Genomic DNA, 18,424 nt, shown 5'->3' on the forward strand with positions numbered 1-18,424 from the left:
TCAGTGCCCGGGCGGGGCGGCGCCGGGCGCCGTACGGCCGCCGGCGCCCAGGGGACGCCGAACGGCGGTCGGCGGGATCACGGGAGGCGCCTGGCCTTCGGTCTCCGCGGCCGGCTCCTGCGCGGCGAGCCTGGCGGCCGGAGGCAGGCGTCCGTCCGGATCACCGCCCGCAGTCGGTAACTCGGTCGTCGGTCCGGTGCCCAGCGGGCGGCGGGAGTGCGGCACCGCACCAGGTTCCCACACCGCCCGGTGTGGGTCCGACGCGCCGTCAGCGGTTGACGCGTACGGCGATCAGGTGCCCGATCGTGCCCGGCGCCGCTGTGCCGCCGAGGCCGCTGATGCCGCGGAGCCCCCCGATGTCCCCCGAGGCCGCAGAGGTCGGGGGCAAGGGTGCGGGCATGGAACACCGGTCGCAGACACCGGTGTTGGGCGGACGGCGACCGGCGGGAGGGAGCCGGACGGGCCAAGTCCGCGTGCGCGCCCGGAGCGTGGACCCGCCGGCGAGACGGTGTGCGACGGCGGGAAGAGGCCCGCGGGAAGTTCCCCGGGATCAGGGGACGAGTAACCCGCCGGACGCCTGCGTGCGTTGTGCGCGCAGGCGTCCTGTTCGCCGTGCGGTGGGTCAGTTCTGCGGGCCGCAGTACACGAGGCCGCTGGTGGGCGAGGTGACGCAGACCTGGAGGATGTGTCCGGGGCCGTCGTAGTACCACTCGCTGCGGTCATGGCCCGTGGTGGTGATCGGGTTCCGGGACTCCAGGAGCGTCCCGCCGTCCGTGATCGACACCTTGCAGTTCAGGGAGTTCGCGGTGGTCTCCCACTTCATGTAGTCGTGCTTCGGGGACCCCTGGAGTTCGATCTCCTCACTGATGTGGCACCCCGGAGCGGTGATGGGGAAGGTGCCCTCCACCTTCGGCGTCACCACCTTCGGGGTCGCGGCGCCGGCCGCGCTCGCTCCGCCCAGCAGGGCCCCGGCGGCGAGCAGTGCCGCGGTGGCGATCGTGATCGCGTTTCTCTTCATGGTGGTTCCTCCCGTGCTGTGTTCGCTCGGATGGCCCGGCGAACTTCAACAACAGTGGCTTTTGGCAATACATAAACGATTAACGCCCTATTGAGACACTATGGCTTGGTCTGTGGGATGGTGAATCGGGTGCGGGCGTGCAGGGACCTCAAGGTGCGACGCCGGTGGTTCGGAAGGAGCGTCGGTGGCAGATGGGCAAACGTCTCGCTGGGACGGGCAAGTTGAAACGGGCCAGGAGCCGGCCACTCCAGCGGGCTGTGCCGCTCTGTCCGCCGGCCCGTCCCCGCGGGCCCGTCCCGCTCTGTCGCCGCCCCCGCCCCCGCAGCCGCGCCGCTCCGGCGCCGCCCGCCCCCGCATCCCCGCGCCGCTCAGCCGCCGTTCCGCCCGTCCGCCCGCCTGTCCCGTCCGCCTCGCGCAGCCCGCCTCGCCGCCTTCGCCTCGTTCGCCGCGAGCGGGACCCCAACGCCCGCCGCACGCCACCGCGCCCGTGGGAACGCGGCCGGTACTCCCAGACCAACACAGAACCGGGCTGTCCGAAATATCGGCGTTACGGTGCGGACCTGCTCAGGGCATTGGTCGGGCTATGCGCGTAGAGAACGGGAGTCGAATCTCGTTCACCTCGGGTTCGTTGACACGACTGTGACCATGGTGTTTGATCGTTTCGGTCCGTCGATGGAATGTGGGCCGATTGTTCGACTCTGTTCCACAGGTGATTTCGATGTCAGACCGATTCGGGTCGGCGTCGTTTTCGCGGCGGTGTTCCATAGGACGGCCGCCCGATGAAAGGAATGGACATGCGGAGATTCGTCCCCGGTGCCGGACGGCTCGGAATCCGGCCGCCGCGGTAGTCGGCGTTCCCGCCGGGGTCCTGGCCTGTGCGGCGAACCGTCCGGTCGCACTCCGTCGGCGTGCCATCCCCGCGACGATGGGCGATCCGACCCCTCCGCACGCTCTCGTGCCACGCCCGCCGCTGCCCGTTTCCGATCGCCGGTCGGCCGGTTCGGGCCGTCGTGCCGCCCGTTTCGCAGCCGGAATTCGCAAAGAACCCAGACCTTGGTGAACATTATTCACATGCGCCAACTGACCACTCCCCGCCGCTTCTTATTCTTCCGCGTCCCTGCGGAACGGCCGACGTCGGGAAGCCGGGCGGAGCGTCCGGTAACGGAACGCCCGCTGTTCTCGCACGGTACCCGTCGTGATCGGTCGAACCGGCTCTTACCGGTCTGCTCGAACCGCTTGTCACCGGTCCGTTCGAACCGGTCGTCGCCGGTCCGGTCGAATTGGATATTCCGCGACGCGCCCGAGACCGTTTCGGGGATTTCGGTGCCCGATTCAGCGCCGGTTGCGAACCGCCCCGGCAACCGGCCGGCCGAGCCCCGCGCCGCCCGCCCGTCCGCTTCCGCCCGGCTGTCCGCCAGTATCCCGTCCGCCTCGGCCCAGCCGTCCGCCGGCGCCTCGACCGCCTCCGCCCGGCCATGCGCCGACGCCCGGCCGACCCCCGGCACCCCGGCCGCGACCCGCCCCGACCCCGACCCCGACCATCACCGGGATCGTGCCGCGTGATGAACCCGGTGCAGCGGTCCACCCTCGTCGTGACCATGATCGCCACCTTCCTGGCGGTCATGGACCAGTTCGTCATCAACGTCGCCCTGCCGTCGGTGCGGCACGACCTGCACACCTCGGCGGCCCAGGCGGAGTTCGCGGTCGGCGGCTACGCGCTGGTCTACGGTGCTCTGCTGATCACCGGCGGCCGGCTCGGTGACCTGTACGGCCACCGGCGGGTCTTCACCGTCGGCGTGGCCACGTTCACCGTCGCCTCGCTGGGCTGCGGCCTGGCCCCCTCGGCCGACGCGCTGATCGTGCTGCGGGTCGTGCAGGGCACGGGCGCCGCGCTGTTCTACCCGCAGATCCTCTCCTTCCTCCAGACGCTGTTCGAAGGGCAGGCCAGGACCAAGGCGTTCGCGCTGTTCGGCGCGGCGGTCGGACTGGCCGCGGTCTGCGGGCAGGTGGTGGGCGGCGCGCTGGTCAGCCTCGACCTGTTCGGGCTCGGCTGGCGGCCCATCTTCCTGGTCAACGTCCCGCTGTGCCTGGTGGCCCTGGCCGGCGCCACCCGGCTGCCCGGCTACCGCGCCGCCGAACGCCCGCTGCTCGACACCCGCGGGGTCGTCCTGCTCACCACGACGCTGCTCCTGCTGTCACTGCCGCTGGTGGGCGGCCCCGGGTGGGGCTGGCCGTGGTGGAGCATCGCGCTGCTGTGCCTGTCGGCCCCCACGGCCCTCGCCCTCGTGGCGTGCGAACTGCGCGAGGCCCGCCTCGGCCGGATGCCGCTGATCCACCCGGAGCTGTTCCGGCGGCGGGTGTTCTCCGCCGGGACCTGCCTGGCGCTGGTCTTCTTCACCGGCAACGCCGGCCTGCTGTTCGTCATGACCCTCCACCTCCAGCAGGACCTGCATCTGACCGCCCTGCGCAGCGGACTGGCCTTCGCTCCGCTCACCGGCGCCTTCATCGTGGCCTCGCTGGCCGCCCCGCGCATCCAGCGCCGGGTCGGCCTGCACGTGCTGACCCTCGCCTACGGCGTCAACCTCCTGGGCGTACTCACCCTGCTGGCCGCCGCCCTGCTCGACGCGCCGGCCGCCCGCACCGCCGTGCCCTGGACCTGGCTCGCGGCCCTGACCGTGATCGGGGTCGGCCAGGGGCTCGGGGTCAGCCCGCTGATGGGCGCCGTGCTGTCGGACGTGCCCCACCGGCACGCCGGGGCCGCCTCCGGTGCCACCGAGACCACCGCCCAGGTCGGCGCCCTGCTCGGCACGGTCGTCGTGGGCCTGGTGTTCCAGTCGCCGCTGGGGCACGTGACCCGCTCCGCGGCCTTCACCCAGGCGCTGGTGGTCACCGCCGCGCTCGCCGTGACCGCCCTGCTGCTCATGGTGCCCCTCCTGCGGCCGCGCCCCGCGCCGCCCGCACCGCCCGGGCCGCCCGTCCCGGTGCCCGCCGATCCCGCCTACTCGGGCAGCCACTCGTGATGGCCCCGCACGGCCTGCCGCGCCCGCGTCCGGCCCGGCCGCCGCCGCGCCCGGCCGGCATCGCAGCGCCCGCCGGACCGGGGACGCCGGGCCCGTTCGCGGGGCCGCGACGGCCCTCCCCGTCCCGACCGTCAAATCGAGGAGACCGCGTACCGTGCCCGAACCGACCAGCGACGACCACCTCGTCCTGACCAACGCCGCAGGCCAGTACAGCCTGTGGGCCGCCCACCTCGACGTGCCCGACGGATGGCGGGTCGCGCTCGCGCGGACCGGCCGCCAGGAGTGCCTGGACCACGTCGAGAAGCACTGGAACGACCTCCGGCCGGCCGCCCCCGCGGACGACGGGCCGGCCGACCCCTGCCTGTACGCCCTGTTCGCCGAGCAGGCGGCACGCACCCCCGACGCGCCGGCCCTGCTCTGGCGCGACCGGCCGACCGGCTACCGCGAACTGGCGGACCGGGCCGGGGAGATCGCCCGCCTGCTGACCGAACGCGGCGTCGGCCCGGGCGACTTCGTCGGCCTGTGCGTGGAACGCTCACCGCTGATGGTGGCCGCGCTGCTGGGCATCCTCAGAGCCGGCGCCGCCTACGTCCCGCTCGACCCCGAGTACCCGGTCGGGCGGCTGCGGTACGTGCTGTCCGACACCGGCGCCACGGTCCTGCTGACCGAGGAGCACCTGGTCGGGCTCTTCCCCGACCACGACGGCCAGCTCCTCGTCCTCGACGCGCAGGACGGTGCGCCGCCCGCCGCCCCGGCCGGCCCGCCGCCCGCCGCCCGCGGCCACGACGTCGCCTACGTCATCCACACCTCCGGCTCCACCGGCCGCCCCAAGGGGGTCATGGTCACCCACCGGTCGCTGGCCAACCACAGCCGGGCCGTCAACCGCACCTTCCGACTCGGCCCCGGCGACCGGGTGTTGCAGTGCAGGTCGCTCAGCTTCGACGCCGCCGCCGAGGAGCTGTTCCCGCCGCTGCTGCACGGCGCCGCCCTGGTGCTCGGCGACGACCCGCTGCGCCAGACCTTCCGCGCCCTCACCCAGCAGATCATCGACACCGGGACGACGTTCGTCAGCGTCCCCACCGCCTTCTGGCACAGCTGGGTGCTGGAGGAGGACTGCCTGGAGCGGCTGGCCTCGGAATCCTCGCTGCGGCTGATGATCGTCGCCGGCGAGCAGGCCCGGCTCCAGGCGCTGTCGACCTGGAACAAGTGGGTCGGACCCGCCGTCCGCTGGTGCAACGTCTACGGGCCCACCGAGGGCACCATCACCTCCACGATCTTCGAACCGGGCGCCTCCTGGAGCGACGACGACTGCGCCTCCGTGCCCGTCGGCCACCCCGTCGACAACGTGCAGGCCCACGTCCTGGACGCGGACCTGGCGCCGGTGCCGCCCGGCACGGTCGGCGAACTGTTCCTCGGCGGCGCGGGGGTGGCCGTCGGCTACCTCGGCCGGCCGGCGACGACCGCCGAGAGCTTCCCCGCCGACCCCTTCGCCACCGAGCCCGGCCAGCGCCTCTACCGCACCGGCGACCTGGTCCGGGCGACGGCCGACGGCCGCATCGAGTTCGTCGGCCGCCGCGACCACCAGGTGAAGGTCCGCGGCTACCGCATCGAACTCGGCGAGGTCGAGACCGTCGCCTGCGACCACCCCGCCGTCCGCGCCTGCGTCACCCTCGTCGAGGGCACCGACGCCGCCGACACCAGCCTCGTCGCGCACGTCGTCCCCGCCGCGTCGGACCCCTTCCCCACCGCCGACCTGCTGGCCCACCTGCGCCGGGAACTGCCCTGGTACATGATCCCCGCCGCCGTCGTGGTCGTCGACGCCTTCCCGCTGACGCCCAACGGCAAGATCGACCGGGAGGCGCTGCGCTCCCTCGACCACGAGGCCGCCCCGCAGAGCGGCCACCTCGCACCGCGCACCCCCGTGGAGGCCGAACTGGCCGCCATCTGGCGGGACGTGCTCAACCTCGAGAGCGTCAGCGTCGACGCCGACTTCTTCCAGGTCGGCGGCCACTCCCTGCTGGCGGCCGGCCTGATATCGCGGATGCGTTCGGCCTTCGGCGTGAGCGTCCCGGCCCGGGTGCTGTTCGAGGCCCCGACGATCGAGGGACTCGCCGCCGCGGTCACCCGGCTGCGCGCGCAGGCCGCCACCGGGGAGGCGTGAGGTGACCGAACAGCCCCGGCTGGCGCGACCGGCCCCGACCGTCGCCCCGTTGCGGCCGGACAGCCGGTGGATCCGCCCGCTGCGCCCGCTGCCCGCGGCCCGGCTGCGGCTGGTGTGCCTGCCGCACGCCGGCGGCACCGCCGGCTACTTCCGCGACTGGGCCGACCTGCTGCCGCCCGACGTGGAGCTGTGGGCGGTCCAGTACCCCGGACGAGAGAACCGGATCGCCGAACCCTTCGTCGACCGGATGGCCCCGCTCGCCGACCACGTCGCCCGGGAGCTGGCCCCGTTCCCCGACCCGCCCCTGGTCCTGTTCGGCCACAGCATGGGCGCCGTGCTCGCCCACGAGGTCGCCCGCCGGCTCACCGCCGCCGCCGGCCCCCGGGCCGTCCACCACCTGGTGGTCTCCGGTTGCGCCGCCCCGCACCTGGTGCGCCCGCTCGCCGGCCAGGAGGGGGCCCACCTGCTGCCCGACGACGACCTGGTCGCCGTCCTGCGGCGCCTGGACCCCGACGGCACCGCGCTGCTCGAAGACCCCGACATGCGGTCCGTGCTGCTGCCGGCCGTCCGCAACGACTACGAGCTGATCCAGTCCTACCGCGGCAGCCCCCACCCGCCGCTGCGCGCCGGCATCACCGCGTTCGCCGGCCGGCAGGACGACGCGGTCGACGACGACGCCCTGGACGCCTGGGCGCAGGCGACCCGCGGGAGGTTCGACCGCCGGTCCTTCCCCGGCGGCCACTTCTACCTCTCGCACCACCGCGACGAGGTCGTCAGCGCCCTCGGCGACGTGCTGCGGGCGCTGCGCTGACGCCGGCCCGCCCCCGTCCCCGACCCGAACCACCGCGACAACCAGGAGCCAGTGATGACCGTTGACCTGTCCGACCCGATCTTCTACCAGGAATCCGACCCCGGGCCGGTCTGGGCCCGGCTGCGCGCCGAACAGCCGGTCCACCGCAACGTCCGGGCGAACGGCGAGTACTTCTGGGCGGTGATGAACCACCGCCTGTGCACCGAGATGCTCACCGACCCGGCGGTCTACAGCTCCGAGAACGGGATGCGGCTGGACTCCGACCCGCGGGTGCTGGCCGCGGCCGCCGGGCGGATGCTCAACGTCACCGACCCGCCCCGGCACGACAAGATGCGCAAGGTCATCAGCGCCGCGTTCACCCGCCGGATGGTCGACCGGCTGGAGGCGACCATGCGCCGCACCGCCGCCGCCGCCATCGACGAGGCGATCGAGGAGGGCGAGTGCGAGTTCACCACCGTCGCCCAGAAACTCCCGGTCTCGGTCATCTGCGACATGATGGGCGTGCCGCAGGAGGACTGGGGCTTCATGGTCGAACGCACCCGCTTCGCCTGGAGCTCCACCGCGCTGGACAAGGCCGAGGAGGCGCGCAAGGTCCAGGCGCACACCGAGATCCTGATCTACTTCCAGGAACTGGCCGAACGCCGTCGCGCCGACCCGCAGGACGACCTGATGAGCGCCCTGGTCCACGGGGAGATCGACGGCGCCCGGCTCAGCGAGCAGGAGGTCTTCTACAACTGCGACGCCCTGATATCCGGCGGCAACGAGACGACCCGGCACGCCACGGTCGGCGGCCTGCTGGCGTTCGTCGACAACCCCGGCCAGTGGCAGACGCTGCGTGACGAACCGTCCTTGATGGAGTCGGCGATCCAGGAGGTGGTCCGCTACACCACCCCGGTCATGCACGCGCTGCGCACCGCCACCACCGACGTCGAACTCGGCGGGGAGCGGATCAGCGCCGGCGACCACGTGGTGGCCTGGCTGCCGTCGGCCAACCGCGACGAGGAGGTCTTCGCCGACCCCGACCGCTTCCTCATCGACCGCAGCCCCAACCGCCACCTCGGCTTCATCCAGGGCAACCACTACTGCATCGGTTCGGCGCTCGCCAAGCTCGAACTGACCGTGATGTTCGACGAACTCCAGCGCCGCGTCGAGGTGGCCGAACTCACCGGCCCGGTCCGCCGGCTGCGGTCGAACCTGCTGTGGGGCTTCGACTCCCTCCCGGTGCGTCTGCTGCCCAGGAAGCACGGCACCGGCGCCCGCGCCACGACCTCCGCCGCCTCCGCGATGCGCTGCCCGGTCGACCACACCCCCGCCACGACCGCCCGGCGGCTGCACCGTGCCGAACTGTCACCGCAGGCCCGGCGGACCGTGGAGGACTACGAGGGCCGCTACCGCACGAGCTTCGACCACCTGCTGCACTTCGACCCGCAGGTCCTGCGCACGCTCCACGGTTCGGCCCAGGGTTCCGGCGACCTGCCGTCCAGCGTCCGCGTCGCCTCCGCCACCAACCCCGAGGCGGCCGAACGGATGGCCGTGGTCACCGCCGTCGCCAACCTCCCGCAGCAGCAGGACGCCGACCGCGAGCGCTACCTGCAGGCGCTGCTCGACATCTACGGCCTGCTCCCCGTCCAGGTGGCCACCGCCGCGGCCGTCCCCGGCACCACCGTCCTGGCGCCGGAACGCGAGGGCCGCATCCTCGCCGACCTGCTCGGCGTCACCCCGCACCCGGACCGCTGGGCGCCGCAGGTCAAGCGGATGCCGGTGGACGGCGGCCTGCTCGTCGGCGTCGACGCGCTGCCGTCGGCCGGCGCCGACCGGCTGGTGGTCGTCGACGGCGTGGTGGCCAGCGGCGTCACCCTCATGGCGACGCTCCAGCTGGTCGCCAACCCCGGGGCCACCGTCGACGTCTTCACCTGCCACGCCACCGCGGAGGGCGCCCGCGCCCTGACCCGGTACGCCGAGCACCTCGGGCTGTCGCTGACCCTGCACGTCGGCCACGTGTCCGGAATGCTCAACGAGAAGTTCTACTCGGTGGAGCCCGACGCCCCCGCCACCCTGGTCCTGGGCGACATCGGGGACACCATCAGCCCCGTCGCCGCGACCACGGGCGCCCGGCCCGCCGCGCCCGACCCCGCCTCCGAGCCCGCGTGAGGCACCGCCTCGCCCCGCCCGGACCCCCATCCGCCCCCGACCCCGGGAGTCAGCCATGCCGCAGGACGCCCCCTCCCCGCTCGACACACCGGTGACCCTGCCCGACGGCACGCCCGAAAGGCTGCGCCGGCAGATCGAGTTCGTCATGGAGGTCGACCGGCTCAAGAACGTCTTCCGGCAGAGCCCGCTGCTGTCGGCCGGCCGCAAGGAGAACGACGCCGAACACTCCTGGCACCTCGCCCTGATGACGCTGGTCCTCGCCGAGTACGCCGACGAGCCGGTCGACGTCGGCCGGGTCATGTCGCTGGTGGTGGTCCACGACCTGGTGGAGATCTACGCGGGCGACACCTTCATCTACGACACCGAGGCCCTGCGCGACCAGGACGAACGCGAACAGCGGGCCGCCGACCGGCTGTTCATCCTGCTGCCCGCCGAGCAGGGCGAGTGGTTCCGCGCCCTGTGGGACGAGTTCGAGGCGCGGGTCACCCCCGAGGCCCGGTTCGCCAAGGCCATGGACCGGCTCCAGCCGATGCTGCTCAACTACGGCAACCGCGGCGGCACCTGGCGCACCCCGGGCGTGACCGAGGACGACGTGCTCGCCCGCAAGTCCCTCATCCAGGACGCCTCCGCACAGCTGTGGAGCTTCGCCCAGTCGGCGATCCGCACCGGCGCCGACAACGGCTGGGTCCCGCGCGGCACCGCCACGGACTGACCGGCCCCCGCCCGTCCCTCCGCAAGGAAAACCGACCGGCGGCGATGACGCGAGCGCCGTCCCAGGTCAGCGGGGGAGGGGAACGAGGGGGTCCGTCACGCGGGGACCAGGCGGACGGGCAGTGAGGAGAACTTCCGCACCGCCTGGTTGGCGCTGCGCACCGCCTCCCCGGTCCGCTCGAAGCGGCGTACCCGCCCGGCCAGCGCGGTCAGGAACTCCACGGTCTCCAGCCGGGCCACCGGCGCGCCCAGGCACAGGTGGATCGAGGCGCCGAACGCCAGGTGGGCCCTGGCGTCGGGACGCGTGATGTCGAACCGGTCCGGATCGGCGAACCGGTCGGGGTCCCGGTTGGCGGGGCGCAACCGGGCCATGGCGGCCGGGCTGAACTGGTTCTGGACCGCGCGGCGGGCCCGCGTGTGTTCCGGAGGGTCGTTGTCCACCAGCGGATAGCGATATCCGTGCTCCGTGACCCGGGTATATCCCACGCCCAGACTGGAACTGAAAGCACGATAATTCCGCAGAGCGTAGGAAGCGCTCTCATAACGCGTAACCAGCCAAATCCCGCGTTTTTCCAGGAAGGTGGCCGGGCCCAGCTCCCGAAGTCTTCCGTAGAACGGATAGGGGTCTTCGAGATGATCCGGGTGATAGGGATCGAGGTCCGTGGCGAGCATGGGCCGATGCTATGGCCCGAACTCGAACGATCGGTCATCGTCGTCGGGTGGCAGCCCCGCCGGCGGCGGCCACCCCTCTCGTTGCGGAGAACGAATCTCCGATGCCGTGGGAAAACGTCAGTCGTACGCCTTCGCCGGCCGGCCGATGACGATGACGCTCGTGAAAGGAAAGGAGCTTCAGGACAAGGTGACGACCGTGACCGAATTCGCCGCGAACGTCAGGTTCAGCGCGTTGCCGGCGAGGGTGTAGGCACTCGTGCTGTTCTGCGGTGTCACCTGGTCGACGTTTCCGGCGTCGTTCTGGTCGGTGCGTGCGCCGCTGAGGCTGGTGATCTGAGCCGTCCCGCTCGTCGGTGTGAAACCGGTGAGCGCGATCGTGGGCGACTGGGCGCTCGCCGACTCGTTCGTCACGTTGAGGACCAGCTTGCTGCCGTTGAACTGCGCGCTCACGGCCAGCGACGGGTTATTGGTCTCCGCGTGCACGACGGTTCCCAGGTTGCCGTCGGAGAACATCCTGGTGACGTATCCGGGTGGCTGGAGCCAGCTGCGGTGGGTGTCGAAGAAGACCAGACCCTGGTTCCAGCCGTTGTCGTTCTGCCCGTCCGGTTGCAGGGCGTTGGCCGACGCGACCACGGTCACCCGGTCCCCGTACTGCTGGAGCAGCGAGATCGCCTTCGCGTTCGCCAGCGCGCGTTCCATGTTGTGCTGCCCGGAGTTGAGCTCGAAGACGTTGATGTGGTAATTGGCGTCCGGATTGTACTGGTAGAGCCAGTGGTCGAAGCTCCGCAGCGCGTCGATCGACTGCTGGACCGGCTCGGGGGCGTCGTCGGAGATGTGGAGGTCGATCGCGATCTGCGCGTTGCCGGCGACCGCGTTGCTCAGGATCGACTGGTAGGCCGACAGGGAGCCGAGCCCGCTCGTCGAGCCGGTCACGTGGTCGGGGTCGGTGATGACGTCGGTGTACCCCACGTCGGCGACCGTCACGATGATCGACGGGTCCCTCGCCCAGATCGCGTTCGCGGCGTTGTTGAACCGAGTGGCGTAGTCCGAGTCGACTTTCTCCTCGTTGCCGAACTCGATCTGCCGGAACGCGTAGGGGGCCGGATGCCCGTCAGCGGCGCGCTGGGCACCCCAGGTGGTGCTGGTGGAGCCGGTGAGGTAGTCGGCGAAGTCGGCCATGTCCTGCGGGGACTCGTAGGAGTTGAACGTGGCGATGGCGTCGATGCCCAGCGCCTCGGCGAAGTTGAGGAAGTCCGGGATACCCCAGCCGTTCGACTCGTGCGCGTACCACCACCCGGTGTAGTCCGGCCGGTTCTCCCGCGGGCCGACCATGTTCTTCCACCGGTAGTTGGTCCACGTGCCGGGACCGAACACCCCCGGGTCCGCGCTCGAACCGCCGTAGCGGAGCACGGTGTTGTGCTGTGACTGCATCGCGTTCGCGATGTCGCCCCGGACCGGCAGCCCGGCGAACCGCCCCCAGGAACCCGGCTCCAGGTACACGTACCCGACGTTCACGGTTGCCGGGCCGGTCAGTTTGATCGTGAACCGGCCGGCCTCGTCCGTCGTGTCCGGGGTGAAGGAGAAGGAGTACTTCGTCCACCCGGTGCCGTTCACCGTCAGCGACTGCGACCCGTAGACGGTGCCGGCGCTGCTCTCGGCGGCCACCTGCACGGCGGCCGTACCGGTGCTTCGCAGGTAGGCGTAGCCGTCGTAGGACTTGCCCGCCTGCCAGTTGATCCCCCAGCGGTTGAGGCCCATGTTGTCGACACCCACCGAGCCGGAGCCGCCGGTGAAGGTGATCTGCTGGCTCTGCGAGCCCTTGAAGGGATCGCTGGTGTCCAGGGCGAACGATCCGCTCGCCCCGCCCGAGACCGCCGTGCGCCACATGCCGCTGACCCCGGTGTCGCTCTGCGGTTCCGCGAAGCTCTCCCCGAACACCAGTTGGCTGTAGATGCCGCCGTAGATCTCGTGGTTGACGTCCTCCATGCCGACGCCGGTCATCCGCGTCGAGTTCACCGCCTGGTTGTTGATCGCGTTCACACTGATCGAGTTGCCCACCGGGACGATCGTCCAGTACTGGTCGTTCGCGCCGATGTCGTCCCAGAGCTGGGCCTGGGTGCTGTTCGCGGTGCCGGCACCCACGACGGACAGCACTCCCGTGGGACGGCGTTGGTTGGTGAACTTGTAGTAGCCGTTCGGCTGGGCCGTGATCGTCCATGCCTGGTCGGAGGCGCTGACGTTGTCGTAGATCATGGCGATCGTGCCGTTGCCGGTGGCCCCCGATGTCAGTGACAGCAGCCGGCCGCTCTTGTTGTTGAGCAGGTGGTAGTAGCCGCCGCCGATGTCCTGGATCGTCCAGTACTGGTCCGGTGCGGTGATGTCGGAGTAGACGATGGCCGGGGAGTCGTTCGTGGTGCCCCCGCCCTGTACCGACAGCGAGGAGCCGCTGTTCTTGTTCACGATCTGGTAGAGCACGCTCGGGTCCTCGAACGTCTGCACCGGGATGATCTGCCACGACTGGTCCGCGGCGCCGATGCTGTCCCAGACCTGCACGAGGGTGTTGTTCGCCGTACCGGCGCCCACCGTGGACAGCACCGCGTCGGCCCTCTTGCGGTTCGTGATCGTCACCGTGTCCGCGGTGGCGCCCGGCGCCACCAGCCAGTCCTGATCGGGGGAGCCGTTCAGGTACTGCCAGAGGTGGACCTGGGTGCCGTTCGCCGTGGCGCCCTGGTCCAGCGACAACGCGCGTCCGCTGCGCACGTTGATGAACTTCTGGTAGCCCTGGGCCGCGTCCTGGAGGTACCAGAACTGGTCGGTGGCATTCACGTCGTCGTAGAGGATGTCGTTGTCGCCGTTGTCGGTGCCGCCCCCGAGCACGGACAGCAACCGTCCGGACGCGGTGTTTTTGATCTTGTAGTACACGGTCGGGCTGTAACCCGTGTCGGCGTAGGCCGGCGGCGCCGCCGCCACCGTTCTGACGCCGCCGGCCAGCAGTGTGGCGCCCGCTGCGACGAGGACCTGCCTGCGCGAGAAGTTCAGGGGGGACATCATGACTCGCTTTCGGGGTGGGCGGTGCCGGCGTGGGGCGGTCGGGCGGACGGCCGGGGCTGGTCGACGTACCGCGGTGGCGCCTGTCCGGTCCTCAGTACGGGTCGGGGTCGAGGTCGGCCGGTGCGCGGGGCCGGTGCCGTGGCCGCCCCGCGGGAGCTCGCGCGGACCCGGCTGCTGGCACGGCTCCCCGACGGGTGCGGCGCGGTGGTTCCCGGCCGCGGCGCACAGCGGTCCGCAACGGTCAGCCCCCGACGATCTCGGCGACGTCGACGAAGCCACCGCCGTGCCGCAGGGAGGCCGCCGCGGCGAGCACGACCGCGAGATCGGCCGCGGCGTCGGCGAAGGTCACCAGCGGCCGGCGCCGCTCGGTGATCGCCGCCACCCAGTCGTCGACCATGAGCCGGTGGCTGTCGTAGTAGTTCTCCGGCGCGCTGATGGCGGTGCCCTGCGGCGTCCCCGGGTCGAAGAGGCGGGCGTGGCCGAGGTCGGCCTCGTAGCTGACGCGCACGTCGATACGGGCCTTCGAACCGAAGACCGTGGCTTCGGCCTCGTCGGCCAGGGCGGCGGCACCCCAGGAGTACACGCAGTGGCCGACGAGCCCGGAGGCGAACCGGACGGTGAGCAGGACGGTTTCCACCGCACCGTCCCCGGCGTCCTCGGGCGCGGTGCTGTGCTGGGCGGCCACCGCGCTGATCCGTCCGCCGAGCCGGCGCAGCAGCGACGTGTGGTGGGTGCCCTGGTCCAGCATGATCCCGGAGGACGGTCCCGCGCCGGTGCGCCAGCCGTCGCGGAGCCAGGCGCCGCCCAGGGTGTAGGCGCGGGTGGTGCGCAGCGCCCGGACCGTACCGGCCCGCCCGGCCGCGATGGCGTGGCGCGCGGCCCGGACCGCCGACAGGTGCGGGTAGTTCTCCGCGACCGCCGCCACCGCGCCACTGTCCTGACTGGCGGCGACCATGCGGACGGCGTCGGCGGCCGACGTGGCCAGGGGCTTTTCCACCAGGACGTGCCGGCCGGCGGCCAGTACCTCCACGGCGGCGTCGGCGTGCAGGTGGTGCGGCAGGCGCTGGTCGACGGCGTCGAACGCGACTCCGGCGGCCAGCACTTCGGCGAGGGAGGCGAAGGCCGGTACGCCCAGCAGGTCGCCGACGGCGCCGGCCCGGTCGGCGTGCGGGTCGACGGCTGCCACGAGGCGATAGCGGCCGCCGGTCGGCTGTGCGTAGACCCGGGAGGCCACCTCCCAGCCGATCGCTCCGCAGCCGACCAGAACGATCCGCACGGTCGCGGGACCGGCCTGGTCCGATGGCACGGCGGATGCGGTGTTCACAGGTTGAACGTCCTTTGTCTTGTGCGCCGGGGATGCGGGGGTCACCGGGGGAGTCTTCCAGGAGACGCCGGGGGCCCGGCCGTTGTTGGCGACTTGTTTGTCGCCGGCCCGTGCCGCACCCCGCGGTCCAGCGCTCGGCACCGCCGCCGGCCGCCCCGCCGCACGGGGACGATGGCGGAGCGCCCGCCGCCCCGGTCCTGCGTGACGGCGCGGCGACGCGACGAAACGGTGCACCGGAGGCGTCACCACTTCCGCAGGAGCGGTGGTGCGGCCGGCGCCGCGGGACGCGGCCGAAGTGATTCCGGCCGCGTCCCGGGCCTTGACCGTGGGGTGCGCCGTGCCCGCCGTCAGACCGCTGTCCGGGGAGGCATTCCGGGCCGGGGTGACGCCGGTGCCGGTGCTGGCGCCGGCCCGCGGTGTGGCCGGGGCGGGCGGCGCCGTGCTGTCACCGCTCGGTCGCGCTGCCGGTGTCCGTGGAGCCGACGGCCGGGTAGGCGTTCTGCACCAGCTGCTGGAACTCGGCGCCGAACCACTGCCCCGCCGGAACGTCGTAGCCCGGAATGGCGTCGGTGGGGTAGGTGTTGGTGCCGTCGGTCTGCGTACCGGCCGGGTCGCAGTGCGGGTCGCCGTGCGCGTTCGTACCGCTGGGGTAGTCGCCGTCGGACTCACCCGGCGGCTTGATCCACACGAAGCCGATGATGTGGCTGTCGGCACCGTACGGCTGCGCCTGCGGCGGCGCGCCCAGGCCCGCGCCGTTGATGTTGCACCAGTCGCCGCGGAACGGCCGCTGGTCGATCTTGTTCGCCTGCACGTAGGCGTTGACCGTGGTGGGGCTGGAGTCGAGCTGGGTGGGCCGGCCGGCGCCTCCCCAGCCGTCGCGCGAGGTGTCGATCAGGAACCCGATGCGCGCGGGGAAGCCGGACTGCACGAGCGCCGCGTACATGGCGTTGTCGTAGTCGTACTCGTCGAACATCGGGTTGTACTGGTAGAAGTCGGCCGACTCCACCTGGTTCCCGCCGACGTTCAGAGTGGGATCGGTGAGGAAGGGCTCCTGGACGGGTGTGTAGTTGGCGGTGTCGCTGATGAACCCGTCGACGGAGGCGTAGCCGGCCGTCGTCGCGCCCACCACCTTGGCGAACTCCTGCGCCGCCGGCCCCAGGTTGCTCGACCAGCCGAGCCACCCGGAGTGACCCGCGTCCAGGTAGGTGTAGACGTTGGGAACGGCGTGCAGCGCGTTCAGCGCGTACTCCACGCCCTGCTCGTACAGCGGGGCGGCCGTGGCGCAGGCCGGCTTGCTGGTGTTGGTGACGGCGTTGGGCAGCGAGTCCGGTTCGACGATCGTGGAGATCCGCAGGTCGGCGTACGCGCTGTCGCCGAGGATCGACGCGATCGGGTCGATGTAGTCGGACTCGTAGGAGCTCAGGCCGGCGGCGGTGGCCGGCAGTTCGCCGTTGGAGGCGAGCGCGGCGCAGTCACGGCCGGGCAGGTCGTAGATGACCACCTCGACCAGCACGGGCTGCGACGACGTCGCGGCCTGCGCCTCGGCCTTGTCGAGCTGCGCCTTCAGGCCCAGGCGCCCGCCGTCGCCCGCGATGGCGCCGATGTGGTCCATCCAGATGGCGGTCTGGTAGCCGGCCACCTGCTTCTCCGCCGCGCCCAGCGTGCCGCCGTCGGCGTCGGCCTGCGCGGTGACCTCGGCGGTGTAGTCGGGGTTGAGGTAGGGGGCGGCGCCGACGTACGGGTCGGCCACGTGGCCGGTGTCGGCGTGCGCGGCCGGAGCCGCGGCGATCGGGACGAGCGCCGCCGCGCCGAGGGCCGCGGCGACAGCGCCGGCTCTCAACCTGGCGAGGGTGGACTGGAACACGGGTGCTTCCTCTCGTGGGGGTGTGCCGGACGGCGTGCGGTGGTGCGGTGCGCCGCGCCGGACGGCCCGTCGGGGTGGTGCGGGGACGGGCCCGTCCGGCGCGACGGACGGCTCAGGGGGTGCGGGCGGAGCCGTGGCGCGGGAATCCGGCCGGTGCGGTGGCGCCGCCCAGCGGGAACTCCAGGGCCGCCAGGGCCGACTGCTTGGCCGCCAGGGCCGGGGCGAGGTCGTACTGGCTGTCGAGCAGACCGTAGGAGTCCTCGCCGTTGAGGGCCCAGTAGGTCCAGCTCAGCTGGTTGGAGCCGATGTAGCCGAGCAGGTCGGAGAACCACTGGCCCTGGGAGCCGGGCGTGGTGTCCGAGACGTCGGCGGCGGTGTTACCGGTGCCGAACTCCCCGACCCAGACCGGGGCGATGCCCTGCTGGGCGATGTAGCCCCAGTGCTTGGTCCACACGGCGTCGAGCGAGGCCGCCGTGGTGGTGGAGTTGAACCAGGTCTGCTGGAACTCCTGCGGACCGTAGTCGTGGGCGGAGTAGACGACGTGGCCGGGCGAGGAGAGCGTGACGGGCGCGGTGGCGACGCCGTCGAGGTTGCCGCCCCACCAGTCCGTGGAGTAGCCGCCGGAGACCGAGGCGTCGGGGTAGTTGCTGATCCCCTCGACGAAGACCAGCGCCCCGGGATCGTCCGCGACGACCTCGTTGCCGGCCGTGGTCGCCGCCAGCCGCCAGTCGGTGGCCGGGTCACCGGTTCCCCAGGTGGCGCCCTGGGCGTAGGTCGCGCCGGCCGGTGTGTGCGGTTCGTTGCGCAGGTCGAAGCCGATGACCGTGGGGTTGCCGGCGTACCGCTGGGCGACGGTGTCCCAGTCCTTGAGCCAACTCGTCTGCGGGTACTGGTCGGTGTACCACAGGCCGTTCTGCTCGGCGCTGTTGCCCGCCTCGGAGCGGTGGTTGTCCAGGATGATCTTCAGGCCGTCGCTGCCGGCGTAGTCGATGATCTTGTCGAGGATCTGCAGGGAGTCGAGACCCTTCAGATCGGTGTTCACCGGTCCCGACTGGCCGTAGAAGCCGACCGCGCTGGGCACGATGGGCGACTCGACGACCTGGTCGGACAGCGGGATGCGGATGGTGTTGTAGCCGAGCTGGGCGATGTCGTCGATGACCGACTTGTAGTCGGTGTTCCACAGGCCGTGGACCACCTCGTCCGTCGTCTCGAAGCCGTACCAGTTGATGCCGGCGATCCTGACCGGGTTGCCGGCCGCGTCGAGGATCGTGCTGCCGGAGGTGTGCCAGTAGCCGTCGCCGGTGCCCGCGTCGGCCACCGGTGCCCGGGGCAGGCGGACCGCGGCCGCCGCGGGAGCGGCGGCGGGGCCGGCGAGGCCGATGGCGGCGAGGGCGGACACCACGATCGCGAGAAGTGGCCGCACGTGCCGTGGGAGCGCTTCCATATCCGTGCCTTCCGTAGGGGGTGGGCGAAAGGTTGGACGGTGACCCGGGCGGCCTCGGCGCCGCGGAACCGGACGGTTCCGCGGCGCCTGGGTGCCGTGCCGCCCCGGGTGGGGGGAAAGCGGCGCGCCGCCGGACGGCGCGCCCGCGGCCGTCCCCGCCGGACCCGTGCGGCCGGTCCTCCGCCGAGGCGGAGGAC

At 72.1% G+C, this 18,424-nt stretch carries 11 protein-coding genes; 5 read left to right on the top strand and 6 right to left on the bottom strand.

What is annotated here, in order from left to right; all coding sequences use genetic code 11:
* Positions 1-622: 622 nt before the first annotated feature.
* Positions 623-1,018 (bottom strand): hypothetical protein, encoded by a 396-nt coding sequence (locus tag POF43_RS20130; RefSeq protein ID WP_271317291.1) that lies wholly within the window; start codon positions 1,016-1,018, stop codon positions 623-625.
* Positions 1,019-2,580: 1,562 nt separating this feature from the next.
* On the opposite strand from POF43_RS20130, the gene POF43_RS20135 reads away from it, so the two are divergent.
* From POF43_RS20135 to POF43_RS20155, 5 genes are all read left to right on the top strand, one after another.
* Complete coding sequence (locus POF43_RS20135; RefSeq protein WP_271325746.1) at positions 2,581-4,038, top strand: MFS transporter; 1,458 nt, start codon at positions 2,581-2,583, stop codon at positions 4,036-4,038.
* A gap of 154 nt (positions 4,039-4,192) precedes the next feature.
* Positions 4,193-6,199 carry an amino acid adenylation domain-containing protein gene (locus POF43_RS20140; RefSeq protein ID WP_282704684.1) on the top strand — a complete coding sequence of 669 codons (2,007 nt, stop codon included), beginning with the start codon at positions 4,193-4,195 and terminating at the stop codon, positions 6,197-6,199.
* A 1-nt stretch (position 6,200) separates the two neighbouring features.
* Positions 6,201-7,010 (top strand): thioesterase II family protein, encoded by an 810-nt coding sequence (locus POF43_RS20145; protein ID WP_282704685.1) that lies wholly within the window; start codon positions 6,201-6,203, stop codon positions 7,008-7,010.
* A 54-nt stretch (positions 7,011-7,064) separates the two neighbouring features.
* Positions 7,065-9,161, top strand: coding sequence for a cytochrome P450 (locus POF43_RS20150; RefSeq protein WP_282704686.1), 2,097 nt, complete (start codon positions 7,065-7,067; stop codon positions 9,159-9,161).
* Positions 9,162-9,216: 55 nt separating this feature from the next.
* Complete coding sequence (locus tag POF43_RS20155) at positions 9,217-9,873, top strand: HD domain-containing protein (protein ID WP_271326105.1); 657 nt, start codon at positions 9,217-9,219, stop codon at positions 9,871-9,873.
* 95 nt (positions 9,874-9,968) lie between these two features.
* On the opposite strand, the gene POF43_RS20160 is transcribed toward POF43_RS20155, so the two are convergent.
* The 5 genes from POF43_RS20160 to POF43_RS20180 all read right to left on the bottom strand — a co-directional run bounded on the left by POF43_RS20160 (position 9,969) and on the right by POF43_RS20180 (position 18,227).
* Positions 9,969-10,544 (bottom strand): cytochrome P450, encoded by a 576-nt coding sequence (locus tag POF43_RS20160; protein WP_271323989.1) that lies wholly within the window; start codon positions 10,542-10,544, stop codon positions 9,969-9,971.
* A 177-nt stretch (positions 10,545-10,721) separates the two neighbouring features.
* Positions 10,722-13,595 (bottom strand): RICIN domain-containing protein, encoded by a 2,874-nt coding sequence (locus POF43_RS20165; protein ID WP_271323990.1) that lies wholly within the window; start codon positions 13,593-13,595, stop codon positions 10,722-10,724.
* Positions 13,596-13,836: 241 nt separating this feature from the next.
* A complete protein-coding gene (locus POF43_RS20170) occupies positions 13,837-14,919 on the bottom strand; it encodes a Gfo/Idh/MocA family protein (RefSeq protein ID WP_271315144.1) in 1,083 nt (360 codons plus the stop codon).
* 445 nt (positions 14,920-15,364) lie between these two features.
* Positions 15,365-16,783, bottom strand: a complete 1,419-nt coding sequence (locus POF43_RS20175; protein WP_271323991.1) for a glycoside hydrolase family 6 protein — start codon at positions 16,781-16,783, stop codon at positions 15,365-15,367.
* A 112-nt stretch (positions 16,784-16,895) separates the two neighbouring features.
* The gene (locus POF43_RS20180) at positions 16,896-18,227 is read right to left on the bottom strand and encodes a glycoside hydrolase family 5 protein (protein WP_271323992.1); all 1,332 of its coding nucleotides are present in this window, start codon (positions 18,225-18,227) and stop codon (positions 16,896-16,898) included.
* Between the last annotated feature and the right edge of the window lie 197 nt (positions 18,228-18,424).

The organism is Streptantibioticus silvisoli (assembly GCF_027947535.2).
GTDB classification, from domain to species: Bacteria; Actinomycetota; Actinomycetes; order Streptomycetales; family Streptomycetaceae; genus Streptantibioticus_C; species Streptantibioticus_C silvisoli.